At 68.1% G+C, this 18,594-nt stretch carries 15 protein-coding genes; 6 read left to right on the top strand and 9 right to left on the bottom strand.

Going from position 1 to position 18,594, the window contains the following annotated elements:
* Nucleotides 1-111: 111 nt before the first annotated feature.
* Together CHINAEXTREME_RS15480 and CHINAEXTREME_RS15475 are read right to left on the bottom strand one after the other, a co-directional pair.
* Nucleotides 112-2,181, bottom strand: a complete 2,070-nt coding sequence (locus CHINAEXTREME_RS15480) for a bacterio-opsin activator domain-containing protein (RefSeq protein WP_029601688.1) — start codon at nucleotides 2,179-2,181, stop codon at nucleotides 112-114.
* A 320-nt stretch (nucleotides 2,182-2,501) separates the two neighbouring features.
* Entirely contained in the window at nucleotides 2,502-2,753 is a 252-nt protein-coding gene (locus CHINAEXTREME_RS15475) for an MTH865 family protein (RefSeq protein WP_007142691.1), read from the bottom strand.
* Nucleotides 2,754-2,959: 206 nt separating this feature from the next.
* Between CHINAEXTREME_RS15475 and CHINAEXTREME_RS15470 the strand changes: the two genes are divergently transcribed.
* Nucleotides 2,960-3,346 carry a hypothetical protein gene (locus CHINAEXTREME_RS15470; protein ID WP_007142690.1) on the top strand — a complete coding sequence of 129 codons (387 nt, stop codon included), beginning with the start codon at nucleotides 2,960-2,962 and terminating at the stop codon, nucleotides 3,344-3,346.
* Between the two features lie 15 nt (nucleotides 3,347-3,361).
* On the opposite strand, the gene CHINAEXTREME_RS15465 is transcribed toward CHINAEXTREME_RS15470, so the two are convergent.
* The 4 genes from CHINAEXTREME_RS15465 to CHINAEXTREME_RS15450 all read right to left on the bottom strand — a co-directional run bounded on the left by CHINAEXTREME_RS15465 (nucleotide 3,362) and on the right by CHINAEXTREME_RS15450 (nucleotide 8,160).
* Complete coding sequence (locus tag CHINAEXTREME_RS15465) at nucleotides 3,362-4,993, bottom strand: cobyric acid synthase (protein WP_049918413.1); 1,632 nt, start codon at nucleotides 4,991-4,993, stop codon at nucleotides 3,362-3,364.
* 46 nt (nucleotides 4,994-5,039) lie between these two features.
* Entirely contained in the window at nucleotides 5,040-6,542 is a 1,503-nt protein-coding gene (locus tag CHINAEXTREME_RS15460) for a hypothetical protein (protein ID WP_007142688.1), read from the bottom strand.
* Entirely contained in the window at nucleotides 6,539-7,381 is an 843-nt protein-coding gene (locus CHINAEXTREME_RS15455) for an ABC transporter ATP-binding protein (RefSeq protein WP_007142687.1), read from the bottom strand. The genes CHINAEXTREME_RS15460 and CHINAEXTREME_RS15455 overlap by 4 nt, the downstream gene beginning before the upstream one ends.
* 92 nt (nucleotides 7,382-7,473) lie before the next feature.
* Nucleotides 7,474-8,160: a cob(I)yrinic acid a,c-diamide adenosyltransferase gene (locus tag CHINAEXTREME_RS15450; protein WP_007142686.1), complete on the bottom strand. Its 687-nt coding sequence runs from the start codon at nucleotides 8,158-8,160 to the stop codon at nucleotides 7,474-7,476.
* Between the two features lie 117 nt (nucleotides 8,161-8,277).
* On the opposite strand from CHINAEXTREME_RS15450, the gene CHINAEXTREME_RS15445 reads away from it, so the two are divergent.
* The 3 genes from CHINAEXTREME_RS15445 to CHINAEXTREME_RS15435 all read left to right on the top strand — a co-directional run bounded on the left by CHINAEXTREME_RS15445 (nucleotide 8,278) and on the right by CHINAEXTREME_RS15435 (nucleotide 12,099).
* Nucleotides 8,278-8,649, top strand: a complete 372-nt coding sequence (locus CHINAEXTREME_RS15445; RefSeq protein WP_007142685.1) for a winged helix-turn-helix domain-containing protein — start codon at nucleotides 8,278-8,280, stop codon at nucleotides 8,647-8,649.
* 85 nt (nucleotides 8,650-8,734) lie between these two features.
* On the top strand, nucleotides 8,735-9,757 hold the full coding sequence (locus CHINAEXTREME_RS15440; protein WP_007142684.1) for an ornithine cyclodeaminase family protein: 1,023 nt from the start codon (nucleotides 8,735-8,737) through the stop codon (nucleotides 9,755-9,757).
* Nucleotides 9,758-9,951: 194 nt separating this feature from the next.
* On the top strand, nucleotides 9,952-12,099 hold the full coding sequence (locus tag CHINAEXTREME_RS15435; RefSeq protein WP_007142683.1) for a PAS domain-containing protein: 2,148 nt from the start codon (nucleotides 9,952-9,954) through the stop codon (nucleotides 12,097-12,099).
* A 56-nt stretch (nucleotides 12,100-12,155) separates the two neighbouring features.
* Here the strand turns inward: CHINAEXTREME_RS15435 and CHINAEXTREME_RS15430 are convergent, their stop codons facing one another.
* From CHINAEXTREME_RS15430 to CHINAEXTREME_RS15420, 3 genes are all read right to left on the bottom strand, one after another.
* Nucleotides 12,156-12,743 carry a response regulator transcription factor gene (locus tag CHINAEXTREME_RS15430; RefSeq protein WP_007142682.1) on the bottom strand — a complete coding sequence of 196 codons (588 nt, stop codon included), beginning with the start codon at nucleotides 12,741-12,743 and terminating at the stop codon, nucleotides 12,156-12,158.
* Between the two features lie 127 nt (nucleotides 12,744-12,870).
* Nucleotides 12,871-15,027 (bottom strand): phosphoribosylformylglycinamidine synthase subunit PurL, encoded by a 2,157-nt coding sequence (purL, locus tag CHINAEXTREME_RS15425; RefSeq protein WP_007142681.1) that lies wholly within the window; start codon nucleotides 15,025-15,027, stop codon nucleotides 12,871-12,873.
* Between the two features lie 98 nt (nucleotides 15,028-15,125).
* On the bottom strand, nucleotides 15,126-16,466 hold the full coding sequence (locus CHINAEXTREME_RS15420; RefSeq protein ID WP_007142680.1) for a S8 family peptidase: 1,341 nt from the start codon (nucleotides 16,464-16,466) through the stop codon (nucleotides 15,126-15,128).
* A 254-nt stretch (nucleotides 16,467-16,720) separates the two neighbouring features.
* On the opposite strand from CHINAEXTREME_RS15420, the gene CHINAEXTREME_RS15415 reads away from it, so the two are divergent.
* Nucleotides 16,721-17,407 carry a CehA/McbA family metallohydrolase gene (locus CHINAEXTREME_RS15415; protein WP_007142679.1) on the top strand — a complete coding sequence of 229 codons (687 nt, stop codon included), beginning with the start codon at nucleotides 16,721-16,723 and terminating at the stop codon, nucleotides 17,405-17,407.
* A complete protein-coding gene (locus CHINAEXTREME_RS15410) occupies nucleotides 17,404-18,567 on the top strand; it encodes an asparagine synthase C-terminal domain-containing protein (RefSeq protein WP_007142678.1) in 1,164 nt (387 codons plus the stop codon). The genes CHINAEXTREME_RS15415 and CHINAEXTREME_RS15410 overlap by 4 nt, the downstream gene beginning before the upstream one ends.
* The last annotated feature ends 27 nt before the right edge of the window (nucleotides 18,568-18,594 follow it).

The following is an 18,594-nucleotide window of genomic DNA, read 5'->3' as shown; positions in this document are numbered from 1 at the left end:
GACCTACCACTCCTATACAGCAGTGAATGATTACGCACCCGATGTGACAAGTGTAGCTCCTAAAGAGTTAGGCAGCCAGGGGGCACACGGAACGGGTCCTCGAGCGGGCGCTCACTCGCCCTCGTCCGGCGCGGGGCCGTGTTCCTCGAAGAACTCGCCGAGAACGGTCTTGAGGCCTTTCCGGAGGTGCTGGTGCATCGTCGGCGGCGAGACGTCCATCATTTCGGCGATCTCCTCGCCGGTGCTCTCGCGGGGCCAGTCGAAGAAGCCGCCGTAGTATGCGAGCCTGAGCGTCGTGAGCTGGCGGTCGGTCAGTTCGTCGAGGATGCGATCCCGCCGCTCCGAGGCGGTCCTGACGGGTCGGTCGACCTCCCGGCGGGCCACGAGTTCCGTGTTCTCGTAAACGAGCGAGAGCGCGTCGGCGATCTCCCTGACGTCCGCGTTCTGCGGAACCTCGACGAGACAGGTTCCGACGCCGTCGCTGACGGTGACGTCCCTGATCGTCGCGCCGTGGTTCGCGAGCGTCCGGACGCCCGACTCCGACAGCCGCAACTCGAGGGTGCACTGTTCGTTCCCGTCGTAGATGAGTCGGCACTCCTCGATTGACTCGTGGTTTCGCGCCTCCTCGAGGACCGTTTCCCCGCCGAGGCCGTCGATGTTCACGAACTGGTAGGTGCGGCCGTTTGTACCGGTACCGGCCCACTCGAGCGAGCAGGTACAGCCGTACTCCTCGGAGAGATCGAACGAAAGCGAGTCGCCACCGTCGATACGGAACTCGAGTTCGACGACGGAGTCGGCAAACAGGAGCTGGCGGTTCCGGACCGCCATGATCGCGAACCCCATCGTCTCTCCGAGGAGTTCGAACCCGGCCTGCTCGCTCTCGCTAAAGGCGTCTTCCCGGCTCGCGAGGACGGAGAGCACGCCGTAGGTGACGTCCTCGTAGATGATCGGCACGGAGATGGCTGCGTGTACCTCGTCCTCCCGGGCCGCCTCCTCGAGTTCGTCTGGCAGGGAGTTGCTCTCTAACACGTGGTTGACCGCCTCGACCTCACCCGTCCGGCCGACGCGTTCGACCGGCCGCTCGTGCTCGATGTCGATCTCCTGGACCCGCTCGAGGTACGTCTCCGCGTCGCCCGCACCCGTCCGGTAGGAGAGGGAGCCCTCGCCGGTCCGGCCGACGATCCACGACCCCGAGTACAGCTCCGAGGCGACCAGCTGTTCGCAGACGTCACACTCGATGGCCTCGCGGGTGGGGGCCTCGACGAGCGTCTCGATCACCTGGCGGACGACCGCGTTGATCCGATTCAGCGTCTCGAGTTCGGCCCGCTGGGAACGTAACTGCCGTTCCCGCTCGACCCGCTCGGTGATGTCTCGAGCCAGCCAGACGACGGCCCGTTTGCCGTCGATCCGTTCGTCGACCGGCACGACACGGCCTTCGAACCGGCGCGGCCCCTCGACCGTCGGCGCGTCGTACTCGATCGTCTGGATCTCTTCCGTCGCTATCGCCCGCTCGATACACGCCATGAGACGCTCCGCCTCTTCTTCGGGAAACGCGTCCGTGAGGTGGTTCCCGGTCAGCTCGCTGGGCGATATCGTATACAGTGCCACGGAGTCGGAACTCATCTTGCTCTCGAGGTACGTTCCGTCTTCGCTGATGACGAACGCCTCGTCCGGGAGCTCCTCGGCGATAATCCGGTGGAACTTCACACTCGGGTCGGAGCGCTCCAACCCGGACGAGACCGTCTCAAGGATACGGTCGGCGGAATCCTTGCCCTCGATCGGGACGTAGTCGTCGGCGTCGGCCCGAACCGCGGTCGCCGCGAGTTCCTCGCTGCCACTCCAGGATGAGACGATCGTCGGTACCCCGTCGCCGAACTCGTCGTCCATTCGGGTGAGCAGCGCCTCGAGGACCTCCGGTCGGGGGTCGCGGAGTTCGATCACCAGCCCGTCCGGTACGGTCGCGGTCCCCGTCCCTGTCCCCGTCGAACTCCCGTCGGGGACCGGCATCGACCCCAGGTCCGGATCGTGGTCGTCGCCGTTTTCCTCGAGATCCGGATCGACCGGCTGGACGACGACGTTAGCCTTGCCGCCCAGTCGCTCACGGAGACGACTCTCCCCCCGCGATGCGGTCGTGATAACGACGATCATCTCGCCTCGAGACTCGTTTTGCTCCCGTGTCATTCGCAACCTACCCTCAGTCGGCTCCCTTTCTATTTTCGATCACGTCGTAGATTAAGAATGTGGTGGTCCGGGGACCGCTCCGCGCCGATGGGTCGACACACAGGGTAGTGGTCGTCTAGCGGCCCAACACTGAAAAAGTCGGGGACGTCTGAGCGAAATCGCTGACGGTGGATCCGTCCCGGCTTCCCGGTTCCGTCTCCGTTACTCGCTCGAGTGTCGGTTGTCGGTTGTCGGTTTCCGTCGACCCGGCGCTCGTGCGGCGACGCTGCTGCGGGTCGCGGACCGGTCCCCCGTTCGGTGTCGTCGCGAGGGCGTTCCGGTTACAGTTCGTCCTGTTCTTTGAGTTGCTCGATGATGTCGTCGACGAGCGTTTCCACGTCGTCGTACGGGAAGTCGCCACCGGAGGCTTTCGTGTTCAGTTCCATTGCTGTCATCGAGAAGTCGCCGGACTCGAACTTCGTCCCGGGACCGTTCGGCAGCGCCGGAACGAGGTCCATCGGACTCGAGATCGGGTAGTCGGCTCCTTCGAACGCGTCGATCATCTGCTCGCGGATTTCGGCTTCGTCTGCCATTGCACCCCACAGTTGAGGGCGATAAATAATAAATTTGTAGGTAGTTGCGAGTGGCCGACCGGATCGAGTACCCGTCGACGAGCAAATTGCCCCTCCGGTTCAACGCGGACTTCGAACCGGAAAACGACGCCGTTCTCCGGGAGAAACCTATGCGTACCGATAATTCGCCGAAACAGTAATGAACGAGCAACGTGGAGATAGCGAGTATGGCGAAAGATACCGTCAGGTACCCCGACGAGGTCGTCGAGGAGATCGACACGCTCGTCGAAGACGGTATGTTCGAGAGCAAATCCGAGTTCTATCGGTTCTCCGCGGAGTACGTGCTGACCCTCATCAACCCCGACCACGAGGTCGAGACGTTCAACTTCGACGAGATCAAAGCCGAGATCGACATCTCCGAGGAGGATCACGCGAAGGCGCTGGGTGCCGACGGTGGTACGTTCTTCCTCGACGCGGTCATTACGGTCCGGAAACACGGCCTTCGCGGCGATTACGAGGCCGCAGAGCGGTTCATCGACACCCACTACGACTCGACCGATCAGGAGTGTATCATCCTCGAGGAGTTGCTGGGGACCTACCGCGGCAGCGCCTGATCGGCCCTCGTTTCGTTATTGCGACCGCGACGAGTACGGCTCGCCGAGCGGCTCGAGATCCACGTGTTCCTCGACGAGCGCGGCCGCCCGGTCGTACGGCGACGAACCCGGGCCCGCACTCGCCTGCGCCGACCTGTCGGTCCTGTCCACAGCGGGCAGGTCGACACCCGCCGACCGCGCGACCGCCTCGAGAAAGGCCCGACGGACGTTCTCGTTGTCGAACAGGCCGTGGAGGTAGGTCCCCAGCACCGTTCCTCGCGCCGCACTCGAGTCCTCGAGCGGCCGCGCCACGTCCTCGAGGGCCCGGGTACGGCCGGCGTGGATCTCGTAGCCGGAGGCCGTCCCGGTCGCCCCCTCGAGCAGCGGCGTCGCCGACCCGTCGACGGCGACGGTCGTTCGCTCGAGTCGCTTCTCCGGGTCGAACCGGGTTTCGACCGGGAGCAGTCCCAGCCCCTCGACGACGTCCGCCGAGCCGGTACCCTCGAGCGAGGCGTCGGTGATCCGCTCGCCGAGTTGCTGGTAGCCGCCGCAGACACCCACGATCGGCCCGTCGAACGCGGCGAGCGCGCGATCGAATCCCGCGTTCCGGAGCGCGAGCAGGTCGTCGACGGTGTTTTTGCTCCCGGGGAGGACGACGGCGTCGGGGTCCACTGCGTCGATCTGCGCGGCGGCCGGCGTCGCTCCGGCCGCGTGTTCCCCGGCGCCGGCGGCCGAATCGACCGGCACGAACTCCACCGAAACACCCGGCTCGTCGGCCAGCGCCTCGAGGTCCGTGGCGTTCGAGATCCGCGGCAACCGTGGAACGGCGATTCGAACGCGTCGCTCCGCCGGAACGCCGTCGTCGTCGCCGAGCGTCCCCCGCTCGTCGGTCGCGGGGAGGCCGACGCTGTCCTCCTCGGGGAGTCCGGGATCGTCGTAGGGGACGACCCCCAGGATCGGAACGCCGGTCCGGGACTCGATCTCCGCGATACCGGGCTCGAGCAGCGACGGATCCCCGCGGAACTTGGTGATGACCGCGCCAGCGACCCGTTCGCGGACGTCGTCGGGGAGCAACTCGAGCGTGCCGTAGAGACTGGCGAACGCGCCGCCGCGCTCGATGTCCACCAGCAGGAGGATCTCGGCGTCGGCGAACCGCGCGGTCTCGAGGTTCGCCAGGTCGCGGTCGTGGAGGTTGATCTCGGCGATGCTGCCGGCTCCCTCGGCGACGAGTACGTCGTGGTCGTCCGCGAGTCGGCGGTAGGACTCTTCGGCCGCGGTGCGGGCCCGTTCCCAGTAGTCCTCGTAGTAGGAACCCGCGGGAACGTGCTCTCGCGCCCGCCCCTGGATCACCAGTTGGCTCTCGCCGTCGCCCCGGGGCTTGAGCAGGACGGGGTTGCAGTCGGTCGTCGGCGTCGTCCGCGCCGCCCGGGCCTGGACGAACTGGGAGACGCCGATCTCGCCCCAGCGGTCGGCTTCTTCGCGGTGGCCGTCCACCCCCATCTCCGCCCCCGTGGAGCGAACGACCACTCGAGCGTTGTTACTCATGTTCTGGGCCTTGAACGGGGCGACCGAGACGCCCCGGTCGGCCAGCAGGCGACAGAGTCCGGCCGCGACGGTCGACTTGCCGACGTGGCTGGCGGTGCCGGCGACCAGCAGGGTTCGAGTCATCCGCGTGTACTCGTCTGCCGGCGCGGACACTATCGTCCTGTCGGTTCTACCGGTCGATCCGATAGCGGCGCTCCCAGCGCGGGCCGGCGCGACTCGAGAGAGCGAACCCGACGAGCCCGAACGCGAGGCCGGCGGCGGCGAGCGCGGCCCCGGACGCGAGCGAGGGCGGCACGACGACGAAGCCCACCACCAGTGCGGGCACGAGCGCGACGGCGACGCCGACGGTGAACGCGCCGAAGCGGACGGCGTCGAAGAGGAACTCGTTCGGATCGAAGCCGGCGACGTAGACGGTGAGCCCGTAGTAGTAGAGGCCGTAGCCCGCGAGCAGGACCGCGCCGACGGCGGCGTCAAGCGCCGTCGCGTCGAACCAGGCGACCGCCGCGAGGTACGGGACGAGGACGGTCGGCGCGCCGACGAGGACGAACGCCGTTCGCTTCGCGCGGAACACGTCCTCGACCCCGATCGGGTAGACCAGATACGACTCGAGGGCGTCGAACTGGGTCAGCCAGTTGTAGGTCGTAAACGCCGACAGGCCGAGCACGCCGCCGAAGAAGATCCCCGGCGCGGGTTCGATTCCCGTAATCGCGTCCACGATACCGACCAGCGCCGCGACGAGGGCGAACAGGATCGTCGCCGAGACAAGCGGCTTCCAGACGCCGCCGGAGGACCGCGAGAGGTCGAGCAGCGTCTTCGCGACGAGCGCGTCGGTTCCGGACCCCGACTCGAGCGGAAGCCGGTCGGTGAGGGCGGCGAACCGGTCGCCGACCGTTCGCGTCGGCCGGCCGTACGTCGGGTCGTACGCGACGAGAGCACCGGCCGCGAGGAGGACTGTCCCGGCAGCGATCCCGACCGCGGCGAGCGGGCCGGCCTCGAGTGGAACGACGACGGCGCGAACGTACGGGACGGCCGTCCCGCTTCCGCCGCTTACCCCAACGACGACGGCGACGAGCGCGATGACGGCTGCGATCGCCCACGTCGGAACGCCGCGGGTCCGGACCGCGATCGATCCGACCGTCGCGGTCATCCCGACCGCGAAAGCAAGCGACAGCGAGAGCCACAGGCCGACGACCGCCACCAGGATCGCGCCCGGAGTCGTAGCAGGCACGAGGACGACCGCCGCCGCAGCCATCGGCAACACGAAGACGACGGCGTAGAAAAGCCCGTCTTTCAGCAGGAAGAGGCCGAGCAGCCGTCGCCGGGAGAGCGGGAGCGTCTCGGCCGAACCGAGCAACAACGACAGGTCTCCGAACACGTTCTCGAGCATGTCCGAGCCGGCGAAGGCCGCCGTCCCGCTGTAGAGGCCGAAACCGGCGGCGAGGACGTGGACCCCGAGCAGGATCGTGCCGTCGCCAAGCCCGCTCTCGAGCAGGGCGACCGTTCCCGCGACCGCGACGGCGGCGACGACGAGCGGGAAGAACGCGAACCGCCAGCCGCCGAACAGTCGCGTATGCAGCCGCCACTCCTCGCGCAGCAGGGCGACGAACAGGAGGCGAGCGTTCGACGACGGGCCGTCGTCCCCGTTCCCGTTTCCGAGTGCGTCCGCGCTCATCGGCCCGTCGCCTCGAGTCGCGGATCGCGTTCGGAATCGCCCGCTTCGCCTTCGCCCTCGATCCGTTCGCGGGCCGACGAGGGCAGGTCGCGGGCCGCTGCATCCGTCACTTCCTCGAGGAACACGTCGAGCAGCGGGTCCGCATCGGCGTCTGCGTCCCCGTTCGCGCCGTCGGTCTCCGCTGCGAGCGAGCGTTCGGTCACCATCCGCCCGTCGGCGACGATCCCGACGCGCGTACAGATCGACTCGGCCACGTCGATGTTGTGCGTCGAGACGAAGACGGCGTTATCGTCGGCCGCGTACGCGACGAGGAACCGCTTGACCTGCTCCTGGACGAGCGGGTCGAGGTTCGCCAGCGGCTCGTCGATCAGGACTGCCTCCGGCTCGTGGAGGAACGCCTGCGCGATCATCACCTTCTGTTGCTGGCCGCGCGAGAGGTCGGTGTGCAACGTGTCGAGTTTCCCGCCGAAGCCGAGCCGGTCCGTCCAGCGGTCGATCCGCTCGGCGACGTATTCCGGCTCGAGGTCGCGGACGCTGCCGACGAACTCGAGGTACTCCCGTGGGGTGAGGAAACTCGGCGGCGAGCCCTGTTCCGGAAGGATGCCGACGCGTCGCCGTGTCTCGATCGGTTCGGCCGTCGGATCACAGCCGAGAACCCGAACGTCGCCGCTGTCGGGCGCTATTTGCCCCGTCAGCGCCCGGATCGTGGTCGTCTTGCCGGCCCCGTTCGGGCCGAGAAAGCCGAACAGCTCGCCGCGCTCGACGCGGAAGTCCATCCCGTCCACGGCGCGGACGGACCCGTACGACTTGCACAACCCGTCGACCCGAATAGCAGCCATTCAATCGCGTCGGTTCACAGGGATCGGTTATATCGATGACGACACCGGCGAACGGGGAAGCCGAACCAGTTCGGCCGACTTCGTTCTGACAGTCAGAACTCCGTCCCACGACGGGCCCGCTGGCCGTTCTCGATCGGATGGGCCTGCTTGCGGACGTTCGTGATCAGGTCCGCACGGTCCTCGAGGTACGTCGGCTCCGTGTGGCTCCCCGAGAGCACGAGTTCGAGGTCCGCGGGCTTGTCGTCGATCAGCGCGAGCACGTCGTCCTCGGCGAGTAGCCCTCGATCCGCGGCGTACAGCACCTCGTCGAGGATGAGCATGTGGACACCGTCGTCGGGGTCACCGTCGAGGGCGATCGGTTCGTCGAGGGCCGCTTCGGCGGCTCCCGCGAGCAACTCGCGGGCGCGCTCGAGGCCCGCCTGGGCCTGGGCCTCGTGTTTCTCCTCGTCGCTGCCGTCGGGCATCCCGTGCCAGCCGTAGTGGCCGAGGTTCTCGTAGCTGAACCCCGGCAGGGCGGCGATGGCGTTGTACTCGCCGCGGACGGCGTCGACGCTCGAGGCGCCGCCTTTCATGAACTGGAGCATGTGGACACGGAAGCCGTGGCCGGCCGCACGCATGCCCATGCCGAGCGTAGCGGTGGTCTTTCCCTTGCCGTCGCCCCACCAGACCTGGACGAGGCCGAACTCCTCGGGCGCCGACGGCTCGATGCGCTCCGCCTCCGGCGTTCGTCCCTCGCCGGGCGTGTCCTCGACTCCCGCAGATGGCATATCGTCGCTCATATCGGGCCCCTCGTGCCGGCGCTACATGTAGACACCGACCGACTGGACCCCTCCCGAACGCAGCGGCCGTCGGTTCGACCACGCACGTCATTAGGCTCCGCTCCTAACCCGTCCGCAATGTCATTCGGCGTTCCGTCGTCAGACGATAGGTCGGCGCCAGACCTCGCGGCGATAGTCAGCGCCCTGGACGACGACGGCTGCCGCGAAATCGTCACCGTCCTCGAGGAGCCGCTGACGGCCCAGGAGCTGTCCGGCCGGATCGACCGCCCGCTGTCGACGACCTACCGGAAACTCGACCGGCTGACGGAGGCGGGACTGGTCACCGAAACGGTCGGGGTGCGGTCGGGCAGCCACCACAAGTCACGCTACGTCGCCGACTTCGAGCGGGTCTCGATCGGATTCGGCGACGACGGTGATTTCGACGTCGACCTCGAGCGTTCGAAGGACTGCTCGGTCGGCATCTGGTCGGAGATCCAGCGCGAGTTCTGACGGCGTCCGATCGCATTCCCCTCTCGAGCGGCACGCCGGAGACGTCGAACTACAAGTACTCGAGCGACGATACTCGCCCATAGCCATGGTACGCGTACTCTCCGACGAGGACGTCGCTTCGGTCCTCGACCTCGAGGACCTGCTTCCCGTCGTCGCAGACGCCTTCCGGAAAGCGGAGGCCGGCGAGGTCGAACGACCGGAACGCCCCCACTACCCGATCGGGGCCGGACTCGAGTCCGACTCGAGCACGGGCGAGACCGCGGAGCCGACCGGCACCGGACTCTGTATGCCCGCGTACGTCCACGGGGCCGACTACGCCGCGACGAAGCTCGTGACGGTCGTCGATGACAACCCGGAGCGGGGCCTGCCGACCGTCACCGCACAGATCGCGCTGGCCGACGCCGAAACGGGCCAGCCGGTCGGCTACCTCGCGGGTAACCGGATCACGGGCGCACGGACCGGCTGTATCGGCGGACTGGCGGCCCGTGAACTCGCGCCCGAACCCGACGAGCAGGACACGCTCGACGTCGCCGTGATCGGTGCGGGCACGCAGGCCCGCTGGCAGACCCGTGCGATCGCCACAGCGACCGACGCCGACCTCGAGTCGGTCCGGGTCTACTCCCCGAGCGACTCACGGTTCGACTGCGCCGCGGACCTCGAGGCCGAACTCGACGCGTCCGTGGAGGCCGTCTCGTCGCCCGCCGCCGCCGTCGAGGACGCGTCGATCGTCGTTACCGCGACGACGAGTACGGAGCCGGTGTTCCCGGGCGACGCCCTGGAGCCGAACGCGCTCGTGATCGCCGTCGGCGCGTACACGCCGGAGATGCGAGAACTGGACGCGACGACCGTCGAGCGCGCCGAGCGGGTCGTCGCGGACGTCCCCTCGGAGGCCCTCGAGACCGGCGACTTGCGGGGCTTCCCGGCCCTCGAGGACGAAATCGAGTCGCTCGGGGCCGCCCTCTCGGACGACTCGCCCCGACACCAGCAGCGAGGGAGCGGGATCGTCGTCGTGGAAAGCGTCGGCTCCGCGGTGCTAGACGCCGCGGCTGCGGCTTTCGTCTTCGATCGCGCGGCCGAGCGCGGTGTCGGGACGACGGTCCCGCTTTGACCGACGACCGACGACCGACGACCGACGACCGTCGCCCGAGACGCGAGCCTCGAGCGTCGAACCGGCCACGACACTAACGTAATCTGTCGGCCAGGTGCGACGAACCGTCAGTAGATCTTTCAAACCGGCTGTCTGTATATGGAGACGATGAACACCGATCGCGTTCGCGACGCGCGACTGGACCGCAGGCGAAGATGCTGGCGCGCGAGCGAGCGCTCGAACAGCGCATCGGGGGGAGAGCGATCGTGACGTCCCGCACCGTTCCGATCATCGACCGCGTCACGGACGCGTTCTTCGCGCTCGACACCGACTTCCGGTTTACGTACCTCAACGAGCGGGCCGAGACCCTCCTGAAACGGTCTCGAGAGGACCTCATCGGCCGCGTTATGTGGGACGAGTTCCCCCAGACGGTCGAGACGCAGTTCCCGGACGGGTTCCATCGGGCGATGGACGAACAGGTGCCGGTCTCGTTCGAGATCTACCATGCGCGCCTGGAGACCTGGTTCGAGGCCCGGGCCTACCCCTCCGAGACGGGGCTGTCGGTATACATGCGCGACGTCACCGAGCGCAAACAACAGGAGACCACCATCGCCCAGCACGCAGCCGTCATCGAAGCGATCAACGATGGCGTCGTCACGCTCGACCGGAACCGGGAGATCGTTTCGGTCAACGGCGCGATGGAGCGACTGTTCGGCCGCGACCGCGAGGCCCTGGTCGGCGAACACGTCGAGGTCGTCCCCGAACTCGCCGGGATCACCGACGAGGACGCCGTCGAGATGGGGCGGGCTATCGCCGACGTGGACGTTGGCAACGCCGAAAAACGGCAACTCGAGGCGACGATCACCGACGCCGACGGCGTCGACCGGATGGTCGAGATCAGATTCGTTCCGATCGAGGACGACGCGGCGACGATCGCCGGCGTCCTCCGCGATATCACCGACCAGCACGAGTACGAACGGGTGGCCGCCTCGCTGCACGAGATCACCCGCTGGCTGCTCGAGTCCGACGACCCCGAGGAGATCTGTGCGATCGCCGTCCACTCGGGCAGCGACCTGCTCGATCTACCGATCAGCGGGATCTGGCTGCTCGAGGACGAACACGGCTACCTCGAGCCCGTCGCTGGCACGGCGGGGGCGTACGAGGAGTTCGGCGGCCTCCCCCGGTTCAATCCCGGTGAGGGGCTCGTCTGGAACGTCTTCGAGGGCGGTGAGGTCGAGCGGTTCGACGACCTCGAGTCCAACGAGGAAACCTACAACCCCGAGACGCCCCTTCGCTCGGAGATCATCGCGCCGATCGGAACTCACGGCGTGCTCATGACCGGCTCGCTCGAGCCCGACCGGTTCGACGAGACCGACGTCGAACTGCTCTCGACGCTGGCGGAGAACATCCGTGCCGCACTCGACCGGGCCGACCGCGAGCGGATCCTGCGGGAGCGCACCGAAGCTCTCGAGCGCCAGACCGAGCGGCTCGAGGGGGTCGCCAACGTCCTCTCGAACGACCTGAAACAGCAACTCGAGACGGTCGCCGAGCGACTCGAGGATGACGACGCCGACGCGGACGAACTGGGCTGGGAGTTCCCGCTCGCAGAGGACTCCGTCGAGACGACGCTCGACCGCGCCGAGCGACTGGTCGACGACGTCCGCGAGTTCGCTCGCAACGCCTCGGCGGTCGGCACCCGGAGCCGCGTCAGGCTCGACCGGGCCGTCGAAGCGGCTGCCAGGACCTCCCGGCTCGACGAGACGAACGTGACCGTCGAACGCCGCGCCACCGTCCGGGCCGACGCCGACCGCCTCGTGAACCTGCTGGAGACGGCGTTCGACGATGCAGCGGCTCGCGACGGCGTTTCCCCTGGCGACCCCGGAGACGAGACGGCGGACGTAACGGTCCGGGTGGGTCTCCTCGGGTTCGACGATCCCGGCCGGTCCCGCGGCTTTTACCTCCTCGACGACGCGGATGCCTCGCCCGAGACCGCTCGAGATCGGCTCCTGGCGTCCCCGGACGGGACGGGAAGCGGGGCGGGGGCCGCTGACGGGAACTCCGACACCGGAACCGGCGCGATCGACGGTCTCGGGCTCGCGCTCGTCCGCGCGATCGCCGAAGCCCACGGCTGGGAACTGACGGTCGAGACCGTCGAAGGCGACGGGACGAGGGAGGGCGTTGTCCTCGACCACGACCCCGACTCCGACCACGACTCGGACGAACCTGCGAACGGAACCCGGATCGAAATTCGGGACGTAACCACCCTCGAACTCGAGGGCAACGATCGTCACAACGGGGACGAAGACGGAAAGCGGCACCAAGACGGTCTTCCACGGCCCGGAGCGGGTCCGGGCGGTCCCTGACTGCCCTGTACTCTATCCAGAAGCTATCGCGCCGGTGTTTCGAGTTCGAGAACTCCTTACTCCTCGGGAACCGGATCGGCGGCGATGTCGCGACAGAGCTGACGGTACTTCCCCTCCTCGAGCAGTTCCGAGGTCGTCTCCGTGACGTGGGCCCGAAGCGCCGCGAGCCGGTCCTCGAGTTCGGCGTACTCCCGGCTCGACTCGAGTTCGGCCTCGGACTTCTGGGCGTCGAGCAGGGCCTTCTTCGACGCGAGCGCGAAGAACTCCCGAAGTTGGTCGTCGTAGGACGAGCGCAGCAGTAGCTGATCGACGATCCGCAACAGCTCTTCTTTCGAGACGGGTTTGACGAGATAGTCGTCGAACCCCATGCCGACGATGTCGAAGTCGGGTTCGATCGCGGTCACCATCGCGACGTAGCAATCGAGATCGTGCTCGCGGATCGTCTCGAGTACGGTATCCCCCGACAGCCCCGGCATCCGGCGGTCTAAAAGAACCACGTCGATCGACTCGTCGATCGCCGCGAGCGCGTCGTCGCCGTCGTAGGCCGTCCGGACGTCGTACTCGCTCTCGAGCCACGCGGCATAGAGATTAGCGAGGTCGGGCTCGTCTTCGACGATCAGTACGGACGGGGTGTCTGTGGCCATCGAGCGGAATCCTCCGGATCTGTCGTCCGGTCGAAGCACTCGCAGGCGGGCTATATCAAAATACCGGCACCGGAATCGTCGTCAGGGCAGCATGCCCTGGAAACGAGTGCCCGCCGAGTCCGGACGGCTACGCGAGTTCGTCCCCGATCGTCGACCGCAACTCGTCGATCGTCCCGGCATCCGTCTCGAGCAGTTCCGTTCCGACGTCTGCCTCGAGCACGAGCGACCCGTCGTCGGTGGCGGTGCCGAGTGAGACGACGGGAGCGACGCCGTCGAACGCCTCGCGGACGGCTGCCGGCTCCGCGGTCTGGATCAGCACGCGGCCGGGCTGTTCGTGGAACAAGGCACCGGCGACCTCGCCGTGGGAAACCGGGAGTGTCGCCTCGAGACCGGCCTCCTCGGTGACCATCTCGGCGAGCGAGACCGCGAGCCCGCCGTGACTGACGTCGTGGGTGGCGTGGGTCGCGTCGTCGTCCGCGACCTCGGCGATCGTCTCGACGAGGGCGGCCGGCTCCGCCGGCAGTTCGGGGAAGGCGTCGCTCCCGTCGAAGCGGGCGAGGTACTCCGAGCCGCCCAGGTCGAACGCCCCGGACTCGAGGCCGTAGTCGCCGACGAGCAGCAGTTCCGCGTCGGCCTCGGGCGCGAGCGACAGCGGCGGCGCGTCGTAGCCGTCCTTCGCGCCGACCAGCGCGAGCGTCGGCGTCGGCGGGATCGGGCCCGCCGTGGAGTCGTTGTACAGCGAGACGTTGCCCCCGACGACCGGCGTCTCGAGGGTGGCACACATATCGGCGAGGCCGTCGACGATGCCCTCGAACGCGCCGTAGACCTCGGGCTTCTCGGGGTTGCCGCCGTTGAGACAGTCGACCGCGGCCAGCGGCGTCGCGCCCTTGGCCGCCACGTTGGTCGCGTTCTCGAGTGCGACGGCGCGGGCACCCTCGTAGGGCGCCGTGTCGGTCCAGTTGGGGGCGGCACCGGACGAAATCGCGAGTCCCTGCTCGGCTTCTCTGACCGCAATGATTGCTGCGTCGTCGCCCGGCCCCACGCTCGTGCGGACGCCGACCTCGTGATCGTACTGGCGGTAGACCCACCGCTTCGAGGACGTGTTCGGACTCGAAACGACGGTCTCGAAGGCCTCCTCGAGGTTGACCTCGGGGAGATCCGTCTCGGGCTGCTCGGGTTCGACGCTTTCGAGATTGTTCATCGGCGCACCCTCGCCAAGGAACTCGGCGTCGACGTCGACGACCGTCTCGTCCCCGAAGGTCGCGACGTAGTTGCCCGCCGTCACCTCGCCGATCACGGAGCAGCCGAGGTCGAACCGCTCGGCGATCTCGCGGACGCGCTCGACGTTCTCGGGAGCGACCTCGTAGCACATCCGCTCCTGTGACTCGGCGAGCAGGATCTCGAGGGCGTTCATGTTGGGCTCGCGCTGGTGGACGCGCTCGAGTTCGATCTCGGCCCCGAGCCCGCCCTTGGCGACCAGTTCGCTCGAGGCACCGCCCAGGCCGGCCGCGCCGAGGTCGCGCGCGGACTCGATCAGGCCCTCCTCGATCAGTCGCTCGTTGGCCTCGATCAGCAGTTTCTCCGCGTAGGGGTCGCCGACCTGGACCGCGGGCCGGTCTTCGGTCTCGGCGTCCTCCGAGAGGTCCTCGCTGGCAAAGGAGGCACCGCCGAGGCCGTCCCGGCCGGTGGCGTTGCCCACGAGCACGAGCTTGTTGCCGGGCTCCTGGGCCTCGGCAGTGACGAGCCGCTCCTCGCTGGTCAGCCCGACGCAGGCGACGTTCACCAGCGGGTTCCCCTCGTAGTCGGGGTGGAAGTCGACGCTGCCCGCGACGGTGGGGACGCCGATACAGTTGCCGTAGTGGCTGATCCCCTCGACGACGCCCTCGAAGAGGTACTTCGAGTGTTCGCGGTCGAACTCGCCGAAGTACAGCGAGTCCGCCAGGGCGATCGGGTACGCGCCCATCGAGAGCGTGTCCCGGACGATGCCGCCGACGCCCGTTGCCGCGCCGTCGAACGGATCGACGTAGGAGGGGTGGTTGTGGCTCTCGATCCCCATCGTCACGTACGTCCCGTCGTCCCCGGGCAACGAGACGACCGCCGCGTCGTCACCCGGCCCGATTACGACGTTCTCGCCCTCGCTCTCGAACGCGGACAACAGGGGCCTCGAGGAGCGGTACGCACAGTGTTCGCTCCAGAGGTTCTCGAACAGCGCCGCCTCCGCCGGAGTCGGCTCCCGGCCCAGCTCCTCGACGACGAGTTCGCGGTCCGAATCGGCAAGACTCATTCATCTAGGTGATGAAAGTCGGCCGGTAAAGGGGTTTCTATATGCACGTTCGTGTATTCCAGGCCGCTCGAGTCTGCGGGAGAAGCGAGCGGGGAGAATTACCCAGTGACGGCCGCGCAGGTGTCGAGATACCCCGATCCGTAGTACTTGTTCTCGTACTCGTCGGGACGTTCGGCAGTACGGGTCAGGGCGATTCGAACTTGGTTCGCGTTATACTCGGAATGGGCGCTCTTGACGAGCGCGGCGGCGCCCGCCACCTGCGGGGCGGCCATCGAGGTGCCGGCGTAGAAGGCGTACCCGTACTCGGCACCCAGGTACTCCCCGTCCTCGTCGAACTGCGGTAGCGCGATGGCGTTGTACACGTCGTCGTACTGGGACTCGCCGCCCTTCCCGCCCGGCGCGGCGAGGTCGATCGCGCCGACGCCGTGGGTCGTGTACGTCGACGGCGAATACGGGGGTTCGTCGTACTCTTCCGTCTCCGGATCGAACCCGACCGGGCCGGTCGCGCTCGTCGTGATGCCGCCCGCCGTCTGCGAGGAGTCAGTCTCGTCCCGGTTGAACTGCAGACTCTCACCCCAGTTTCCGGACGCGTGGGTGTGGAGGGTGCCCTGCCCTCGGGCGTAGTTCCCGACTCGCTGGTGGACCTTGCCCCAGAACCGACCCCAGCCCTCCTGGCGCATCCGCCACGTCCAGCCGAGGCTGAGGTTGGCCGCGTCGCAGCCGATCTCGGCGGCGTAGACCAGCGCGGCCATCACGGTTCCCATGTACGTATCCGCCCAGTACCCCGGGGGGACGTCGCCGCCCCTGCTCTCGAGATTGGCTCCGAACACGCGCAGGTCGACCAGTTCCGCGCCGGGGGCCGAGCCGATCACCCCGCCGTCAGTCTCGTCGCTCGCGGCGACGATGCCCGCGACGTGGGTCCCGTGGGTCCCGCCGTACGGCGCCCCGACACCGTAGCCGTCCTCGGCGAAACTCCGCGAGAGGGCGAGGTTCACCTGTCCCTCGAGGTCGGGATGGCCGGCGGCGATCCCGGAGTCGATGATCGCGACGCGGGTCCCCTCTCCACGGGTCACCTCGTGGGCCTCGGGAATGCGCTGGTCCTGCTTGTCCCACTGGTAGCGGAAGCCGTCTCCCGTCCCCACCTCGTCTCCCGCCGGTTCCCGGTCGACCGGGGCGTGGGGTTCGGCGGGAAGTCGAACGTCCGGTGCGAACGGTGCGCCCGCGTCCTCGAGCCGTTCCTCGGTGGCTCTCACGACGAGGAGATCCACCGGGTCCATCTCGTGGACGACCTCGAGGTCCGCCTCGGAGCCGAGGCCGCGCCGGTCGACGACGAACCGTCTCGCTTCGTCGCCCTCCGTCGCCGCGCTCGCGGCCGTGGAGCCGAGGGTGAGTGTTCCGATCGATACGCCGGTTCGCGCCAGGAAGATTCTCCGGTTCATGGTTCGGTGTAGTGACTCGTCGGGGCTCCGCGTCACCGGCCCGCGACCCTCCGGTCGCGTCCGACCTCGAGCTGCCCCAGATTCCGTTGCCACTGGCTATGACCAATATCAAGCGTAATAAAAGTATTCTCGAGCGAGGGGTCGGCTACCGGTGGCGAGGGCTATCGGACGGAACGAGTGAGTCAGTGTCCGGGTGTTTCACGGTCCGCAGGCGGACCGAGGCGCTTTTGATCAGTCGAAAGAAACGTACACACGTGCTGTCGGTCGAACTCCACGTCCACTCGTCGCTATCTTACGACGGCCGGGACTCGGTCGAACTCCTCCTCGAGCAGGCCGAGGCCGTCGATCTCGACGCCATCGCGGTGACCGATCACGACGAGATCGACGCCAGCCTCGAGGCCGCCGAGCGCGCCGCCGAGTACGGCCTCGTCGGGATTCCGGGCATCGAGATTTCGAGCAAGGCGGGCCACGTCCTCGGACTGGGCGTCGAGGAGGCGATCCCGCCGGGGCTCTCCTACGAGACGACCCTCGAGAAGATCCGCGAACAGGGCGGACTGGCGGTGATCCCCCATCCGTTCCAGGAGTCGCGACACGGCGTAATGGCCCGCATCTCGCGGGAAGAACTCGCAAAGGGCGACGCGATCGAGGTCTACAACTCGCGGCTGCTGACCGGCCGGGCCAACCGCCAGGCCGAGCGGTTCGCCAAGTCCCGAAATCTGCCGATGACGGCCGGCAGCGACGCTCACATCGGAGAGATGGTCGGTCAGGCGGTCACCCGCGTCGACGCCGACGAGCGATCGGCCGACGCGATCCTCGAGGCGATCAGCCAAGGGAAGACCTCGGTGGAGGGCAAGCGGACGCCCTGGCACATCAGCTTTCGGCAGTTCGCCGGCGGGGTCACGCGCCGGGTCAGGAACAGCGTCATGGGGTTGATGCGATGACCGCGAGCGAGACCCTCCGCGGGACCGACGCCGACGTCGTCCGCGCGGCCCTCGAGTCCGGCGATCCGCTGCCGGGGACGACCGGCTTCGCGGGCGAAGTCGACGGCCGACTCGTCCGTGACGTCCTCGGGCGGGAACCGCTGTTTCTCGAGGCTGCAGGCGGTACGGAAAACGGGCCGGACTGGGCCTTCGAACCCGCCGCCCTCGCGGAGCCGGTCCCGTTCCCGGCGGGCGCCGTCCTCGAGACGGCCGACCTCGGAAACACGCCCGTCGAGGGGATCGACGACCACTGGACGCTTCCAGGCTCCGAACCCGACACGGACGATCCCGAGGCCGCCCTCGAGGCGCTCGAGGACGCCATCCGGCGGGCGGCCGACGAGGCGCTCGCGAGCGACCGCGAGATCGCCGTCGCCTTCTCCGGCGGCGTCGACTCGACGCTGGTCGCCGAACTGCTCGACGCGCCGCTGTACGTCGTCGGCTTCCCGGACAGCCACGACGTCGAGGCCGCCCGGACGGCCGCCGATGCGATGGGTCGTGAGTTGACGGTCGTCGAACTCGAGCCCGCGGCCCTCGAGCGGGCCGTCCCCGAGATCGCCCGCGCGACCGGGCGGACGAACGCGATGGACGTCCAGATCGCCTTGCCGCTGTACCTGGTCGGCGAGCGGGTCGCGGCCGACGGGTTCGACGCGCTCGCGGTCGGCCAGGGCGCGGACGAACTGTTCGGCGGCTACGAGAAGGTCGTCCGACTGGACCACCGCGTCGAGGCCGAGACCACCCGCGGCGCGGTGCGCGAACAGATCCGGAGCCTGCCGGACCAGCTCCCCCGGGACGTGCTCGCGATCCGGGCGACCGGCCTCGAGCCCGTGGCGCCGCTGTTGCACGACGCGGTCGTCGACGCTGCACTGGGACTGCCGGACGAGTTACTCGCCGACGAGGAGACCCGAAAGCGCGGCTTCCGCCGAGTGGCGGCTCGGTACCTGCCCGACGAGGTCGCCGAGAGGGACAAGAAGGCCGTCCAGTACGGCAGCCTCGTCGCCCGGGAACTGGATCGGCTCGCACGCCAGGCGGGATACAAACGGCGGATGGACGACCACGTGACGAAGTACGTGGCGTCGCTGCTCGAGGACTCGGACGGCGCGGCTGCGGCGGGCGAAACGTAACTGAAAGCGACGAAAGCGATTTTCGGC

The organism is Halobiforma lacisalsi AJ5 (genome assembly GCF_000226975.2).
Lineage (GTDB): Archaea > Halobacteriota > Halobacteria > Halobacteriales > Natrialbaceae > Natronobacterium > Natronobacterium lacisalsi.
Note: the sequence above shows the minus strand (reverse complement) of the source record. Positions and strands in the feature narration are given on the sequence as shown.

Excerpts from the sequence above, each read along its gene's own strand:
- CHINAEXTREME_RS15435 (WP_007142683.1), top strand. The coding sequence starts at position 9,952 with ATGCTGGCGCGCGAGCGAGCGCTCGAACAGCGCATCGGGGGGAGAGCG.
- CHINAEXTREME_RS15470 (WP_007142690.1), top strand. The coding sequence starts at position 2,960 with ATGGCGAAAGATACCGTCAGGTACCCCGACGAGGTCGTCGAGGAGATC.
- CHINAEXTREME_RS15430 (WP_007142682.1), bottom strand. The coding sequence starts at position 12,743 with ATGGCCACAGACACCCCGTCCGTACTGATCGTCGAAGACGAGCCCGAC.
- CHINAEXTREME_RS15450 (WP_007142686.1), bottom strand. The coding sequence starts at position 8,160 with ATGAGCGACGATATGCCATCTGCGGGAGTCGAGGACACGCCCGGCGAG.
- CHINAEXTREME_RS15420 (WP_007142680.1), bottom strand. The coding sequence starts at position 16,466 with ATGAACCGGAGAATCTTCCTGGCGCGAACCGGCGTATCGATCGGAACA.
- CHINAEXTREME_RS15445 (WP_007142685.1), top strand. The coding sequence starts at position 8,278 with ATGTCATTCGGCGTTCCGTCGTCAGACGATAGGTCGGCGCCAGACCTC.
- CHINAEXTREME_RS15455 (WP_007142687.1), bottom strand. The coding sequence starts at position 7,381 with ATGGCTGCTATTCGGGTCGACGGGTTGTGCAAGTCGTACGGGTCCGTC.
- CHINAEXTREME_RS15410 (WP_007142678.1), top strand. The coding sequence starts at position 17,404 with ATGACCGCGAGCGAGACCCTCCGCGGGACCGACGCCGACGTCGTCCGC.
- CHINAEXTREME_RS15440 (WP_007142684.1), top strand. The coding sequence starts at position 8,735 with ATGGTACGCGTACTCTCCGACGAGGACGTCGCTTCGGTCCTCGACCTC.
- purL (WP_007142681.1), bottom strand. The coding sequence starts at position 15,027 with ATGAGTCTTGCCGATTCGGACCGCGAACTCGTCGTCGAGGAGCTGGGC.
- CHINAEXTREME_RS15475 (WP_007142691.1), bottom strand. The coding sequence starts at position 2,753 with ATGGCAGACGAAGCCGAAATCCGCGAGCAGATGATCGACGCGTTCGAA.
- CHINAEXTREME_RS15465 (WP_049918413.1), bottom strand. The coding sequence starts at position 4,993 with ATGACTCGAACCCTGCTGGTCGCCGGCACCGCCAGCCACGTCGGCAAG.
- CHINAEXTREME_RS15480 (WP_029601688.1), bottom strand. The coding sequence starts at position 2,181 with ATGACACGGGAGCAAAACGAGTCTCGAGGCGAGATGATCGTCGTTATC.
- CHINAEXTREME_RS15460 (WP_007142688.1), bottom strand. The coding sequence starts at position 6,542 with ATGAGCGCGGACGCACTCGGAAACGGGAACGGGGACGACGGCCCGTCG.